The organism is Rhizobium leucaenae USDA 9039, assembly GCF_000426285.1.
GTDB lineage: Bacteria > Pseudomonadota > Alphaproteobacteria > Rhizobiales > Rhizobiaceae > Rhizobium > Rhizobium leucaenae.
This window is the reverse complement of record NZ_AUFB01000008.1, coordinates 239,851-254,757: the sequence shown is the minus strand read 5'-3', so window position 1 is coordinate 254,757 and position 14,907 is coordinate 239,851. Positions and strand designations below refer to the sequence as shown.

The 14,907-nt window shown below is 60.0% G+C and carries 10 protein-coding genes; all 10 read right to left on the bottom strand.

Translation table 11 applies throughout. The features are described 5' to 3' along the window. Window positions 1–12: 12 nt before the first annotated feature. Window positions 13–801, bottom strand: coding sequence for an L-iditol 2-dehydrogenase (locus tag K290_RS0115085; RefSeq protein ID WP_028752692.1), 789 nt, complete (start codon window positions 799–801; stop codon window positions 13–15). Continuing rightward, window positions 798–1,847 carry a carbohydrate kinase family protein gene (locus K290_RS0115080; RefSeq protein ID WP_028752691.1) on the bottom strand — a complete coding sequence of 350 codons (1,050 nt, stop codon included), beginning with the start codon at window positions 1,845–1,847 and terminating at the stop codon, window positions 798–800. The genes K290_RS0115085 and K290_RS0115080 overlap by 4 nt, the downstream gene beginning before the upstream one ends. Beyond that, a complete protein-coding gene (locus tag K290_RS0115075) occupies window positions 1,847–2,518 on the bottom strand; it encodes a D-lyxose/D-mannose family sugar isomerase (RefSeq protein ID WP_028752690.1) in 672 nt (223 codons plus the stop codon). Before K290_RS0115075 ends, K290_RS0115080 begins: the two co-directional genes overlap by 1 nt. Continuing rightward, window positions 2,518–3,672 carry a Gfo/Idh/MocA family protein gene (locus K290_RS0115070; RefSeq protein WP_028752689.1) on the bottom strand — a complete coding sequence of 385 codons (1,155 nt, stop codon included), beginning with the start codon at window positions 3,670–3,672 and terminating at the stop codon, window positions 2,518–2,520. Before K290_RS0115070 ends, K290_RS0115075 begins: the two co-directional genes overlap by 1 nt. Window positions 3,673–3,695: 23 nt before the next feature. Then, window positions 3,696–4,520: a class I fructose-bisphosphate aldolase gene (locus K290_RS0115065; RefSeq protein WP_028752688.1), complete on the bottom strand. Its 825-nt coding sequence runs from the start codon at window positions 4,518–4,520 to the stop codon at window positions 3,696–3,698. A gap of 279 nt (window positions 4,521–4,799) precedes the next feature. After that, complete coding sequence (locus tag K290_RS0115060; RefSeq protein ID WP_028752687.1) at window positions 4,800–6,158, bottom strand: GGDEF domain-containing protein; 1,359 nt, start codon at window positions 6,156–6,158, stop codon at window positions 4,800–4,802. Between the two features lie 8 nt (window positions 6,159–6,166). After that, window positions 6,167–6,922: a transporter substrate-binding domain-containing protein gene (locus K290_RS0115055; protein ID WP_028752686.1), complete on the bottom strand. Its 756-nt coding sequence runs from the start codon at window positions 6,920–6,922 to the stop codon at window positions 6,167–6,169. A 110-nt stretch (window positions 6,923–7,032) separates the two neighbouring features. Beyond that, complete coding sequence (locus K290_RS0115050; RefSeq protein ID WP_028752685.1) at window positions 7,033–8,730, bottom strand: ATP-binding protein; 1,698 nt, start codon at window positions 8,728–8,730, stop codon at window positions 7,033–7,035. Next, window positions 8,714–10,234: an ATPase domain-containing protein gene (locus tag K290_RS0115045; protein WP_028752684.1), complete on the bottom strand. Its 1,521-nt coding sequence runs from the start codon at window positions 10,232–10,234 to the stop codon at window positions 8,714–8,716. Before K290_RS0115045 ends, K290_RS0115050 begins: the two co-directional genes overlap by 17 nt. A 72-nt stretch (window positions 10,235–10,306) precedes the next feature. Next, entirely contained in the window at window positions 10,307–14,833 is a 4,527-nt protein-coding gene (locus K290_RS38335) for an ATP-binding protein (protein ID WP_028752683.1), read from the bottom strand. Window positions 14,834–14,907 lie beyond the last annotated feature (74 nt).

Sequence of the window (14,907 nt, the reverse complement as noted above, 5' to 3'; positions counted from 1 at the left end):
CCGCCTAAACGATCAGCCCATGACGTTGCCGCCATCGACATTGTAGCACTGTGCTACGATATATGCCGCATCCGGCCCGGCCAGAAAGGCGGCCATGGCAGCCTGCTCCTCTGGCCTACCAAATCGCCCGGCTGGAACGGCGGCAGCCACACGGCGCTTCACCTCGCCAGGCTGCAAACCTTCACGGCTCCCGAGTTTCGCATCGACGACGTCCCACATCGGCGTATCGACCACGCCGGGAGCAATGGCGTTCACGTTGATCCCGTAACGGATCAGCTCCAGAGCGCAGCTTTGCGTGATGCTGATGACGGCCGCTTTGGAGGCGCAGTAAGCCACCGCCGGCCCTTCGCCGCGTCGACCGGCCTGGGACGAGAAGTTGATAATGCGTCCACCCTCAGCTCTTTCCACCATATGCCGGGCGACGGCCTGCGTCATGAAAATCACGCCTTCGATATTGACCTCGAAGACCCTAGCAGTGCGCTCGCGCGATATCTCCAGGATGGATTGGACTTCATAAATGCCTGCAGCGTTCACCAGGATATCAATCTGGCCGGCGGCTTCCAACGAAAAGCGCACGGCAGCGTCGATGCTTTCCTGGCTGGTAACGTCGAGCGCCACCCCCCAGACATCGGGGCCAATCGCCTTCGCGAGCCCAGTGCATCGTTCGCCGTCCAGATCTGCCACGACGACCTTGGCGCCTTCCGCCGCGAAACGCTCGCACACAGCCTTGCCGATGCCGCTCGCGCCTCCCGTGACCAGTGCCACTTTTCCGGAAAGTCGGGATGTCTGTATAGAGGTCATCGCGTCAACTCCTTCATGTCCTCCAACAGGACCGTCATATTGGGAATGCCGTCCGTGGCCGTCGCGCCCGCCAGGCAATGCGCAGCCGCACCATGGGCGGCGGCGCAGATATGCTCGACAGGCCAGTTCTCATGCAGGCCGTAGAGCACCGCGGCACAGAAGGCATCTCCTGCGCCGACGGTGCTGACGATATCATGCGGGTCAACGGGCCTCGAACGCGTGAGGATCGGCGGGGCGCTAGGTGCAAACCAGCAACAGATTTCCGGAGCATGGATGATCGCCGCTTTACTCACGCCAGCCGCAAGCAGGCGTTCGCCCGCCTCTAAAAGCCCTGCCTCAACCAGATCCCCCTTCGCATCCCGAACGGCAACGCCCGTTGCCCGGCCCGCCTCAATCTCGTTGATGATCAGGAAATCGCAGAAGGGCAGAGCGACGCCAACCTTGGCGGCGAATTCCGGGTCTTCGCTCGATACGAAATCCACGCAGGTCGTAAGCCCCGCGCGCCGCGCGGCTTCCAACAGGCGCGACGCCCCCGAACGGCCGTCCGGGCCGATCTGGTCGAGCCCGGGCAGTAGCATCAGATAGCCGAGGTAGAAGAGCCGGTAACCGGTCTTGGCGAAGATCTCAGGCGAGACATGCGCATCCATGAGCGCATCATTGGCGCCCCCATGATAGAAGAAGGTGCGGTTCTGGCCCGGCACGTTCATGACATGCGTGTGCGCCGTCACTCGATCGGCGAGCGCCAGAAGTTCGCCGACATCGATGCCGGCATCCGCAAGACGGGCCTTGACGATCTCTCCGTCCGGATCGGCGCCGATGCACCCGGCCGCAGCTAGCTTTCCGGGAAATCCAAGCGAGGCGAGGTCGGCAACGACGTTCGCCGCTCCGCCGCCAACACCCAAATCCTGGTGCAGGATATAGGCGAGATTTCCCTGTTCCGGCCAATAAGACAGGGTGTGGACGCGATCGACGATGAAATTTCCCGCGCAGACGATGCCGCCCTGCTTTTGGCTGTCGCGATGGTGGACCTCCTCCCCGGCTCGCATCAGTCGCCTCCCTCGTTCCATAGGGGCCTGAGCGGCGGCTCATCTTCCTCGATCGCGGCAAACCGCCCGATCGGCTCCAGAAAGAAGTTGTCGCTGTTGTCGTCGTTGACCTGGCTGACCTCGCCGACAAGCACGGGCCCGCCGCCTTTCCTGCCGTAGAAGCGATGATAAAGCCCGGTGCCGATCGTCACGCTCTGGCCGGGCACCAGCACCAGCGGCTCCCAAGCGGCAAGCGTACGCGGCAATCCATCGACCGGCACCGTCACGTCATCGTTTGTTGCATTGCCATCAGCATCGGCTACGGCGAATTCGATGACGAGATCGCCGCCGGCGCGATTGATGATGTCTTCCATCTTCGCGGCGTGACGATGCGTCGGCGTTACCTGGCCCTCCTCGACGAAGAGCAGCTTTTCGGCATAGGTGCGCTCGCCCTCAACACCGACGATGCCGTTGCGCAGGCAGAACAGCACGAGACCGTATTCGGCGAAGCGGTTGGAGCCGAAATCGGTAACATCCCAACCGAGCTGATGGGCGCGCAGATAGCTTGCGGCCTGCGGACGAGCGGCAAACTCCGCCGCCGTCCAATATCCCCACTCCGGAAGGGACCAATGCCAGCGTTCAAGGGTCTCGCTTGCGCGCCGCAGTGCGGCGTTGATTTCGGAGCGCTTCATCAGATTGTCGCTCCGTCATAATCGACCGACACGACGGCATCCTCGCGGCCGGATTTGAGCGCGGCCGTCAGCACCGCGTGGTGCGCCTGCGCCTCGGCCGGCGTGGCGCAGGCAAAGCCGTTCGCATTTCGTCCGGCAAGCTCGTCGACGAAGGCTGCCCACATCTGCTGTATGGCATCGGCAAAGCCGAATTCGAAGATCTTGCCGGTGATCGCCGGAAACAGCGAACCATATCCGAGATCCTCGGTGCTCCAGGCTTGCGCGCCGCCATTATAGTCCATCCACTGCCATTGGCGCGGCGACTTGGTGCTGAAGAATGCGCTCTTCTTCATGCCGAGAATGCGAATGTACCAGGTGTTGGATTCCCCGGGCGCAATACGCCAGGTCTTCAGCACCATCGGGAAATCCTGATCGCCAGTGCGCACGCGGCTGCTGATCGTGGCATTGTCCCACGTGGTGCAGGGCAGCATGCCGCCCTTGCCGTCAGGACGTTCGGTGACCTTCTTGACCAGTTGCGCATGCAGCGTTTGCGGGCGCCAGCCAAGGCGCAGCGGCACATGCAGCACGTGCATGCCGAGATCGCCCATGCAGCCGTATTCGCCGTTGATATCGGCCATGCGCTTCCAGTTGATCGGCTTTTGCCGGTCGATATCCGAGGAATGCAGGAAACCCGCCTCCACTTCGAGGATATCCCCCATCTCACCGCTTTTTGCGAGCGCGATGACCTTCTGCGCACCGGGGAAGAAAGGCATTTCCGACGAGCAGCGGACGAGGAGTTCGGGATGCTCGGCGAGTTCCGCCATGATTTCCCGATTTTGGGCCGCATCCATGCCGAACGGCTTTTCGCCGAGAAGATGCTTTCCAGCCTTCAAGACATCGATGTAGAATTGCTGGTGCAGCACGTGCGGGACAGCGCAGTAGATCGCGTCGACCTCGGGATTGGCCAGAAGCTCCTTATAGTCGGCCGTGAATTGCCGGACGGTCGGCACGTTGTCCCTGAACCAGTCGAGCAGCGTCGTGTTGGTGTCGCAGACAGCGATGATTTCCGGCCGTGCCTTCATATCGGCTAAATGCAGCCAGCGTGCCGCAGCACTTGCGAACTCACGCCCCATCAGACCGCAGCCGATGACGCCGAAACGGAATATTTTCGTCATGATATTTCCTCCCTAAGAATGCGTCAGGCGAGGTGCCCGGAGGCTTGTTCGACAGATGCCTTGTCATGGACGATCGCCATCAAGGCGCGCGTCATACCGCCGGGATTATTGTGCTGAATGACGTTGCGTCCGTAGACGATGCCGCGGGCGCCCTGCTCCATCAACTGCTTTGTGCGGGTCAGGATTTCCTGATCCGAAACACGGCCACCGCCGCGCACCAGCACAGGCAGCCCCTGGGCGATTTCTACCACACGGTGATATTCATCGACATTGTCGCACGGATCGGCCTTGATGATGTCTGCGCCGAGTTCGGCCGCCTGACGCACCAGCGGCAGGATCTTGTCGATCGCGCCATCGACCATGTAGGCGCCCTTGGAATTGTCCTGCATGACCAGCGGCTCGACCATCAACGGCATGCCATAGATCTCGCATTCGCGCTTCAGGCTGTTCACGTTGCGCACGCAAGCGCGATAGACTTCGGGCTGTTCCGGCAGCATCAGAAGATTGACGACGACGCAGGCAGCATCCAGGGCGACCGCCTGTTCCACGCCCCGGTCGATCATTTCGGAAAAGAGCGCCGAAGGCAGCGGGTTTCCATAGATGTTGGCAATATCGGTGCGCAGGACCAATGCGGGACGTTGCTTGCCGGGGATCGCCTGCAGCATTGGTGCTGTACCCGGCGGTAGCTGAATAGCATCGGGTGCGGCATCGGCGATCACCCTGATGGCCGTCTTCATGTTCTCGATGCCGGCGAGAAAAGTCCGCTCGTTGAACATGCCGTGATCGATGGCTACGTCGAAGCAATTTCCAGACACGCCGAAAAGGCGATTGAGCCGCGCGGATTTCATTCGGTTCCTCCCGTATGTGGTAACGTTTCCACCCGAAAAAATATCCGGATCGGAATGCCGAGTCAATAAATGTGGTAACGTTTCCATATGCAGCTCATGAAACGAGGTAGAACCTCATGGCCCGACGAAAAATGACGTCTTCGCCGATCGTACTGCACGCGTCGGAAGCAGGAGAAGGAGTCTATCACAGACTAGAGTTCGAAATGGCGCATCAGATGCGAGATTTCGGGACTATATGCGCCGACATTAGGACGTCCCGCGGCAATCGAGGCGGCAGACTTAGCTGGCTTTTGACATTTCGCCCGGCCGCGATGCCACCTGCACATTGTTGCGTCCGCTTCTCTTTGCGCTGTAAAGCGCGGCGTCGGCCGCGGCAACAATTTCCGCTGGCGCATTGCAGGCATGGTGCGCCACGGCGAGGCCAAAGCTGGCCGTCAGTCGTAGAGATGGCCCGGCATGCGTCTCGACCGAAAGTTCCTGAATGGAGCGCCTCAGGCTTTCCGCGCGCTCGATCGCCTGTTGCTGCGAGCAGTCTTCCAGGACAATGACGAACTCCTCGCCGCCATACCGTGCAATCAGGCTGTTGGCGTGCCAGGGCAAGCTGGCCAGCACATTGGCGACGGCTGCAAGAGCTCTGTCGCCAACCAGATGGCCGAACGTGTCATTCACCGATTTGAAGTGATCGACGTCGATCATAACAACCGCGAGATCAGGGGCGGCTCGTCGGCTCAAGGCCGCCGTGAGATAGTTCTCGAAGGTCCGGCGGTTTGCCAGACCGGTCAACGGATCCTGTTCCGCCAAGCCATGCAGAATGGCATTGGTTCGGTGCAGATCGTCGGAGACCTGTCCGTAGGCGACGATTGCCGCATCGATCATTGCCAATTCAGCAAGGAGCGGAGCGCGCTTTAGACCGACCACCCGCTCATGTTTTCCAATTCGCTCCAGATTATCGATCGCGGCAACGATAGGCGCCGTAAGATGATGTCTGGCTGCGATCAGCAAGGCAGTGGCAAAGAGGCTGGGAACGAGCAGGATCAAAATCCACCCAATCTGCATGTGACCCGCGCTGCGCTGGATTTCACGTGCGAGATCGTCAGCGACGACAGCCGCATCGCCGCTTAACTGCGAGGCCATCGCATCGATGGTGTGCATGGCTCGGTCGTAAGCCTGTGTCGTCAGTTTATCGGCGTCGTCGGCATCCGTCGTGTCCGCAGGGGACGACGATGCCTGGCCTTCGCGCAGGTCACGGGCTTCCTGACGAAGTTTTGCGATTATCTTGGTTTCCTCGGCAACTTGCCGTGCCCCTTCGACAAGACGGGCATTTTGATCGAATGAGAACCCCTGCGCGAGAGCCTGAATCTGCAATTGGATCTGCCGCTCCAATCTGCGGTCCTTCGCAAGATAGATGGAGCGCAGGAGAGAGGAGAGACGTTCGATTTTTACGGCGTTTCGCGTCTGCGTCAGGATGAGCGGAATTTGCGTATCACGGGTAAAGTTTGCCTGAGTCTCGATTCTATTCAGCAGGACGAGCGAAATCCCCGCGGCGACCAGCGAGTAGCCGACGACGACGAGGAGAACCAGCCGACCGACAAAGCTGAGCGAGAGCTGGCGCCTTCTCGACCCTTTGATGTCATCCATGCCGTGGCTCAATAAATGCTGAAGGGGAAGTAGGCATCGTTGATGCGGTCATAGACGCCGCTGAGCTTGATTTGCTTCAAGGCGTCGTTCACCTTCTGAATGAGAGCGACATTTCCCTTTTTTGCAGTGATATGCGCCGAGCTCTGCAGAAAGTCCGTAGAAATGGGATCGCCGACATAACCGTAGCGCGCACCTTCCGGCGTCTGCAGGAAGGTGAGAAGCTCAATGGCATCGCCAATCAAAAGGTCCGCTTGATTATCGAGAAGCAAGTGCTGAGCAGCCGGCTGGTCTTTCGCCAGCACAACTTTGCTGGTGCCATAGGCTTTCTGCAGATACTCAGCCTGAATGGTCCCCGTTGCGGCCGCAATGCGAACGCCAGTCAGGGCCGCCGGCGCGCTGTCCTGAAACTTTTCCGAGTCGCCTATCAGCACTGAATGAGAACGGTAGTAGGGTTCCGAGAACTCCATTTTCTGAGCTCTCTCGTCAGTAAAAGCCATGCTGGCGACGATGAGATCGTATTTGTCATCTGCCAAACCCTGAATGATCTCGGTCCACGGCACGGCGACCAGCGAGCATTCGGTCTTCATCTGCTGGCAAAGCGCCTTGGCGATGTCGACATCGAAGCCGGCGAGATGCCCGGACGTGTCCTTGAAATTGAAGGGCGGGTATGCGCCTTCGGTGGCGATGCGAAGCTGATCGCCCGCCGTTGCCAAGCCAAGCGAGCCTGCAAAGAATAAGGCAATAAGCACAAGCCGAGCGATCATCTGTTCCCCCACGATCGTATTTTGAACATTTTAAGAGGAAACCGATAACAAAGAGTGATGGCGCCCGATCAATTTCGATGCTTTCGAGGGGTGCGCGGCACCAGAAAACATCACTTCGAAAGACGCGATGGCGCATCGGTCATGAGACCGTCAAGTGCTGCCGCAAGTTCATCGATCCGGTATGGCTTTGGAAGGACTTGAATGCCTTCCGTCGCAGCAGCATCCTTTGCCGCCTCGGCATATCCGCTTGTGAGCAGAACCGGCAAGCCGCGACGGCGATTACGGATTTCACGGGCGAGTTCGATGCCGTTCATGTCTCCCGGCATCATAATGTCAGACAGCACCAGATCGATGGCGCGGCCATCGGAAAGTGCACCAAGGGCTGCTACGGCACTCGCCGCACGCAGCACCTGGTAGCCGAGTTGCTTCAGCATCTCCGTGACGAGCGCAGCCACCTCATCGTCATCCTCGACCAGCAACACCGAACCAAGCTCGGGTGACGTCCGCGTCTGCACATGAAGATCGACCAGCGGCCGCTCGGTGCGCAGCGGCGGCTCCGACGAACGTGGCAAGAGCAGGGAGACGGTCGTGCCGTGGCCAAGTTCACTTTCGATCTGCACGGCGCCCCCCGATTGCTTGGCAAAGCCGTGGACCTGGGCAAGGCCGAGACCCGAGCCGCGCCCCACCTCTTTGGTTGTGTAGAAGGGCTCGAAGACGTGTGCCCTGACCTCGTCCGACATGCCGGTGCCCTCATCGGTCACGCTGAGGCGTACGTAATCTCCGGCTAGCTCGGTATCGCGGTATGCACGGAGATTTTCCGCCCTGATTTCGATCAGGCCGCCACGCGGCATCGCGTCTCGGGCATTGACCGCAAGATTGAGGACGACGAGTTCCAATTCGCCGGGATCGACGGAAATCGGCCAGAGATCGTCGGCGAAGTGCAACGCCACATGCACGTCGCCGCGCAAGCTGCGATCGAGGAGCTCACGCATGCCCCCGATCTGCACGCGCAGGTCGACCGGCTCGGGCCTCAAAGCCGACCGCCGCGAAAACGCCAGGAGCTGGCGTGTGAGCGCGGCGCCACGTTGCGCAGCCTGGTGCATGCCCTCCAGCAGCCGGCGCCGGCGCATAGGGTCGGTCTGGCGCTCCAGCATTTCCAAACCGCCCGATATCACCATCAGCAAATTGTTGAAGTCATGCGCGACGCCGCCCGTCAGCTGCCCGATCGCTTCAATCTTTTGGGCCTGTCGCAACGCCTCTTCCATTCGGGTCCGCTCGGCCATCTGCTCGCGCAGCTCCGCATTTTTAGCGGCAAGTTCCATCGTACGCGCCTTGATTTTTGCTTCGAGTTCTTCAGCGGCGCGTGCCTGAGTCTGAAGCAACGCCCGAATTTCGTACTGACGATTGCGAGCGCGAACCGCCGTCCTCATCGTGCTTGTCAGCGTCATGATCTGTACCGGTCGCTCCAGCAGCGAGGCATTGCGCAGCTCCGCCATGAGCTTCGTACGCCATGGGCCGATGGCCGGCTGTTCCTGTCGACTGGTGAGCACGACGAATGGCAGCTCAGACCACGGCGGCTGATTGGCGACCCAATCGGTCAATATCGAGAAATCCTGACCAAATAATCCCTCCTCGGCGATCAGAACCGCGGCAGCTCCGCGCGCAATCTCGCGCACGAGCTCCGGCAACTCGCTGCAGACGAAGGTGGCAAGGTCGGCGCGACGAATGACATCTGCCGCCGCCGGACCGTCGCGGCCCACCGGGGCAAAGACGAGGACACGGCGGTCGAGATCATCCGTCTCTGTCATCAGCATCACCGAATAGCGGCGCGATGTCGCCGATGTATTGCGGCGTGCCCGAGAGCACGCCGGCGAACTGTGTCAGAGGCGGGCCGAGTCGAACGCCCTTGGAGGTGAGGCTGAACTCCCGCACGGTATGCTCATGATGGCCGCTGCGCTTCTTGACGACGGAAAGGGCACGCCGGACTTTCCCCGCCACCTCGAAATAGCGGATCATGATGACGGCGTCACTCAGATAGCTCATATCAACGGGCGTATCCATGGGACCCACCAACCCGTGTTGGGCAAGCACCAGAATGGTAAGGATACCCTGCTGGCCGAGGTAACTGAGCAGTTCATGCATCTGCAGGATCAGAAAGCGCTCATCCGGCATGGCATTCAGATAGCCGTTGAGGCTGTCGATTATGACGACCCTGGCGCGATCGGCCTCAACGCTCTGCCTGACATTTTCGGCGAATTCGCCGGGCGACATTTCGGCAGGATCGATCTGCTGGATGCGCAACAGTCCCGAATCCAAGCAGGACTGCAGGGGCAGTCCCAGGGTACGTGCGCGCGCCTCGATCGTGCCGCGCCCCTCGTCGAAGGCGTAGAAGACGGCATGTTCGCCCCGCTTGGCGGCGGCGATGGCATAGGTGAGCGCCAACGAGGATTTGCCGACACCAGCCGCCCCGATGAACAGAGCGTTGGTGCCGCGTTCCAGGCCTCCTCCAAGCATCTGGTCAAGCGCCGGATCACCGCTCGATGTGAAGTCGCCGGAAAAATCGCGATGATGTTCGGCGGCAATCAGACGCGGGTAAATTCGCAAGCCGCCGGTCTCGATCGTAAAATCATGAAAGCCGCCGCGAAAAGCGATGCCGCGCATCTTCACCACCCGCAGGCGACGGCGTTCGGCGCCGTAGTCGATGGCATGCTGTTCGAGCGTGACAACACCATGTGCGATGGAATGCAGTTGCAGATCATCCTGGTGAGCGGTGAGATCGTCGAGCAGCACGACGGTGCATTGCCGCTCCGCGAAGAAATGCTTCAACGCGAGCACTTGGCGACGGTATCTAAGCGGGCTCTGCGCCAGGAGGCGCAGCTCGGACAGGCTGTCAATGACCACACGAGTGGCATTGAGCCTCGAAACTTCATTGACGATCAGCTTCGTCGTCTCGCCGAGTTCGATCTCGGCGGGATGAAAGACTGTCAGCTCCCGCTCCGGATCCAAGGTCGTCTCCGGGGGCACCAACTCGAAAAGGCTCACCCCTTCGAGGGACCAATGGTGTCGCTTGGCGACCAGCCGCAATTCGCGCGATGTTTCAGACAATGTGACGTAAAGCACGGGCTCCCGTTGACGGGCTCCTTCCAGCAGGAATTGGAGAGCCAAAGTCGTCTTTCCAGTTCCTGGCCGCCCCTCGTAAAGATAGACCCGGTTTGGATCCAAACCGCCGCCAAGTATGTCGTCGAGGCCGGAACTACCGGTGGAGATTCGCGGTTCTTCCGGCTCCGGTGTGATCGAGTCCAGTTCAGTCATCGGTTGTCCTTTCATGGCTGCCATTGCCAAGAGATGCCTGCAGACGAGTTGGCCAAGCTGCGGTTGGCGGCATCATCCCCTGCCCCCTTGATCCAGAACATCTCTGACGCGCGAGGCCAGTTGCTCGAAGGTAAAGGGTTTCGAGACGAGTTGAACGCCTGGATCTAGCCGCCCCTGATGAACGATCGCATTTCGCGAGTAACCGGTGGTGAACAGAACTTTTAAGGCGGGGCGCAACTCTGAAGCGGCATCGGCCAACATGCGCCCGGTTTTGCCAGGCAGAATCACGTCGGTGAACAGCAGATCGATGCGCCGGTCCGTCCGCAGAATAGCCAATGCGGCCTCTGCTTCGGCCGCTTCGAGAACAGTGTATCCGAGTTCCGTCAGGATCGTGGTGCTGTAGGCCCGCACGTCATCATTATCCTCGACGACGAGAACGACTTCGCCTTCGCTACTCGTCGGAACGGCTTTCGCCGGCAAGCCAGCCGTGGAATCGGTACTTCCGAAGTAGCGCGGGAAATAGAGCTTGACCCTGGTGCCCTGGCCTTCCTCGCTATACACGGTGACGTGGCCGCCAGATTGCTTCACAAACCCATATACCATGCTAAGTCCAAGGCCGGTGCCGCGGCCGGCTTCCTTGGTCGTGAAAAAGGGCTCGAATACGCGTGCGACGGTCGCCGTCGCCATGCCGCTGCCGTTATCGCTTACCGCGATCATGACATATTGGCCCGGAACCACCTCCGAATCGACCGCGGCGTAGGTCTCGTCCAGCACAATATTGGCGGTTTCGATGGTGAGCCTGCCGCCGTCCGGCATCGCATCCCGGGCATTGACCGCGAGGTTCAGGATCGCATTCTCGAGCTGGTTCTGATCGGCTTCGATGCTCCAGAGACGGGGCGCCAGAACGCCTTCGAGCTCTATCTCCTCGCCAAGTGTCCTATGCAGGAGTTCAGTCATTTCGCGAACGAGCACGTTAAGGTCCAACGGCTTTGGCTCGAGCGGCTGACGGCGCGAAAATGCGAGCAGACGGCCGGTAAGGCTTGCCGCGCGCTGCGCACCCTGCAAGGCCATATCCACCGCGCGAGCGATGCGCGCATGGTCCTCAGGCTTGCTGCGCTTGATCGTGTCCAGCCCGCCAATAATGATGGTAAGCAGGTTATTGAAATCGTGGGCCACCCCACCCGTGAGTTGACCCACGGCTTCCATTTTCTGCGCTTGCCGCAAGGCATCCTCGGCTTTTGCGCGTCGGGCGACCTCCGTCGCCACACGCTCTTCCAAATTGGCGTTCAGAGCCTGCAGTTCGCTCTCCGCCCGACGGCGCTGCTGAAGCTCCGAATCTGCCGCTTGGAAGAGACGCGCATTATCCAGTGCTATCGCTGCCTGGCTCGCCAAGCTCACAACCCGATCCTCGGCGATCTTGTCAAAAACTCCCGTCTCGGAGTGACCGAAGAACAGTCCGCCCAGAACCTCGCCCTCTCGCGATTTGACGGGTACGGCGAGGTAGCTGCGGACCGGCAGATGGCCTTTCGGCATGCCATGGTGCGGCGCCATTCGCCCGTAGCGGGGATCCTTGGTGATGTCGGGCGAACGAACCACAGCGGCGCCGGTAAACGTCGGCGCGAATACCTGCGTGTTTCGGGGCATCGGAAATTGCGAGAATGCCTCGCGAGGAGCACCCGAGAGGCTATAGAGGGTATAACGCTCTCCCAGCGTGTCGACGACATTGTAGAAGAAGGCCCCGAACTCCGCTCCGGTGATTTCGACCGCCGCGTCCGTAATCGTCTGAACCAATCTCTCCTGATCCAGATCTCCCGAGATCTCGCTTGCTGCACGATTGAGGACGGCCAGCGCTCTGGTCTGTTCCAGGAGTGCGGTGGCCGCCGCCTTTTCCTCGGTGACGTCGATGACGACTCCTGAAATTCGCTTGTGCCCATTGGAATCCGTCTCGACGCGACCGCGGGCGATGATCACACGTTCCTGCCCCAGGCTGTGGACGCGATACTCTGTTTCGTAGAGCTCACCTGTCTTGACGGAGCGGTTGAGGACGGACCTGACATATCTCAAATCCTCGGGACTGATGGCATGGAAAAAAGTTTCCAATGGCAGCCCGGCCTCTGCATCGGCAACGGCTACCCCGAACATCTCCGCCATTGGCCCCTGAATTGCAAACCGATCACTTTTGACCTCCCATTCGAACACCGCCACCCGTCCCGTCGACAGAGCGAGCTTCAACCGGTCCTGCGTCATCAGGTATCGCTGCTCGCTTTTGGACACGGCGCGGCTCGCCTCACGACGGACTTCGGCCATCTGAATATTGGAGTGAACCCGAGCCAGTAGCTCCCGTGCCGTAAACGGTTTGATCAGATAATCATCCGCTCCAGCTTCCAAGCCTTCAACTTTGGCCTCCTCGCCTGCCCTCGCCGACAACATGATGACCGGAGTGCCCATCAGAAGAGGATCGGTGCGTATCGACTTCAGCAATCCGAAGCCGTCGAGCTTCGGCATCATGACATCGGTGAGAATAAGATCCGGCGTCCTCCTCCGCGCCGCCGCGAGCGCAGCCTCCCCATCGGCCGCCATGTCGACCGTGTACCCCTGCGCATCCAGAAGGCGGTACACATAGGCCCGCATGTCGCCGTTGTCGTCGACGAGCAGGATGTGTTTTCCGGATCCTTGCTTGCGACGCCCCTCAGCGATTGCGCTGAGCCCGGCGACGGAAAATGCGTCGCGTTCTTCCAGTCGAGCGTCACCATCCGGCAACCAACGGAGAGCATCTTCCACGAATTCCCGCGCACGGACAGTTGCAAACTTGCTGGATTGATGAACTTCCTCATGCACGTGTTCGGCCGGCAAGTGCTCTTTGCCGAACGGCAGCGAGACGGTGAAAACCGTGCCGCGGTCGAGTGTACTCTCCACGGTGATGTCTCCGCCGTGCAGCTTCACCAATTCGTGCACCAAAGCCAAGCCGATTCCGCTTCCCTCGAAACTCCGCCCCTGGGCGCCTTCGATCCGATGGAAACGTTCAAAAAGCTTCGGTATCTCGTTTGCGGGAATACCGATACCTGTGTCGCCGACCTTCACCTTGGCGGTGTGGCCGTCGGCCGAGACATCGACCGAAACGGAAATTTCGCCCTCCAACGTAAACTTGAAGGCGTTTGACAGGAGATTGAGAAGAACCTTCTCCCACATGTCGCGATCGAGATAGACGGGCTGCGGGAGAGAGCGGCATTGCAGACTGAGCTGCAATCCAGCCTTTTCCGTCGCGGAACGGAAGCCTGAGGCGATTTCTGCGCTGAACGAGCTTAGATCCGTCGGTTCATATGTGGCGCGGACTCTCCCCGCCTCAATTCTGGAAAAGTCGAGCAGGTTGTTGACGAGCCGCAAAAGACGCGTTCCGTTGCGGTGGGCAAGTTCGACCTGTGTCCGCACTTCCTCGGCAGAAGCCTGGCCGGAAAGAACCTCTTCCAGCGGACCAAGCATCAGCGTCAAGGGGGTCCGGAATTCATGACTTATATTGGAAAAGAAGGCAGTCTTGGCGCGATCCAGCTCCGCTAGCGCCTCGACACGCCGACGCTCCTCTTCATAGGCGTCGGCGTTCGCGATTGCTGCCGCGATTTGACCAGCAGCCAGGCTGAGAAACCCCCGATAGCTTTCATCGAACAATCGATAAGGATTAAGTCCAACGACCAAAACACCCGAGCGGCCATTCTCTCCGGACGGAAGCACAGCAAGAACGGCGGCCCTGGTGGTCGCCTTATCCCAGGCCCCTTTTGGAAGAGCCTTTCCGGGAGAACCAGCCATATCCTCGATCAGAATTGTCTCGTGCCTGCGCAGTATTTCGGCGAGCGGCCAAGGCGTATTGCTCGCCACCGAAAGCGTCTTCGGCGCCAATGGATGCTCCTCGGGCAAGCCGTGGCAGGCACAGAGCGTCGCCGATTCGCCATTCGCCGGGATCATGTAGAGAAGTGCAAAAGTGATGTCCAGCGGATCGGTGGCCAGCGCCGCGATACTGCGTTGGCACGCTTCGCTCCATAACCGGGCATCGGTCGTTTCTGCCGCAAGCTCCCGGAGCAGCTTAAGTTGGCGTTCACCGATAACTCGCTGCGTATCGTCCGTATTCGCGCAGATGATCCCGCCGGGCGTTCCGTCGTCATCCGGAATTGGGCTGTACGAAAACGTGTAATAGGTCTCCTCTGGGTAGCCATGGCGCTCCATGATCAGAAGCTGCTCCTCGACATAGGTCCCCTCAAGACCTCCCATTGCAGTGCCCAGCATGGGTCCGATGTCCGGCCAGATTTCCTGCCAGACCTCCGCGGTCGGTCTTCCGAGCGCCCATGGATGCTTTCCCCCGATAATGGAGCGATAGGCGTCATTATAAAGATAAATCAATTCGCTGCCCCAGCCGATCCAGATTGGCTGCCGCGAGGTCAGCATGATCCGAACGGCGGTCTTCAGACTCTGGGGCCAAGTGTCCGGACTACCGAGCGGGGTCGCTGCCCACCTATGTCCGCGGATGAGCTCGCCCATGTCGCCGCCACCAGTGAGAAAGTTGAGCGAGCGGTAGTCAGGAGTAGTGGCAAGCAGCTCATGGTCGTTCATGGCATCCATTCATTTAAACTGAGAGCGGCAAAGTCGATGGCGGCAAGGCCCCGATCCGAAGGCGCTGATTTTTG

Coding starts and splice junctions, on each gene's coding strand:
- K290_RS0115085 (WP_028752692.1), bottom strand. CDS start 801: ATGACCTCTATACAGACATCCCGACTTTCCGGAAAAGTGGCACTGGTC.
- K290_RS0115080 (WP_028752691.1), bottom strand. CDS start 1,847: ATGCGAGCCGGGGAGGAGGTCCACCATCGCGACAGCCAAAAGCAGGGC.
- K290_RS0115075 (WP_028752690.1), bottom strand. CDS start 2,518: ATGAAGCGCTCCGAAATCAACGCCGCACTGCGGCGCGCAAGCGAGACC.
- K290_RS0115070 (WP_028752689.1), bottom strand. CDS start 3,672: ATGACGAAAATATTCCGTTTCGGCGTCATCGGCTGCGGTCTGATGGGG.
- K290_RS0115065 (WP_028752688.1), bottom strand. CDS start 4,520: ATGAAATCCGCGCGGCTCAATCGCCTTTTCGGCGTGTCTGGAAATTGC.
- K290_RS0115060 (WP_028752687.1), bottom strand. CDS start 6,158: ATGGATGACATCAAAGGGTCGAGAAGGCGCCAGCTCTCGCTCAGCTTT.
- K290_RS0115055 (WP_028752686.1), bottom strand. CDS start 6,922: ATGATCGCTCGGCTTGTGCTTATTGCCTTATTCTTTGCAGGCTCGCTT.
- K290_RS0115050 (WP_028752685.1), bottom strand. CDS start 8,730: ATGACAGAGACGGATGATCTCGACCGCCGTGTCCTCGTCTTTGCCCCG.
- K290_RS0115045 (WP_028752684.1), bottom strand. CDS start 10,234: ATGACTGAACTGGACTCGATCACACCGGAGCCGGAAGAACCGCGAATC.
- K290_RS38335 (WP_028752683.1), bottom strand. CDS start 14,833: ATGAACGACCATGAGCTGCTTGCCACTACTCCTGACTACCGCTCGCTC.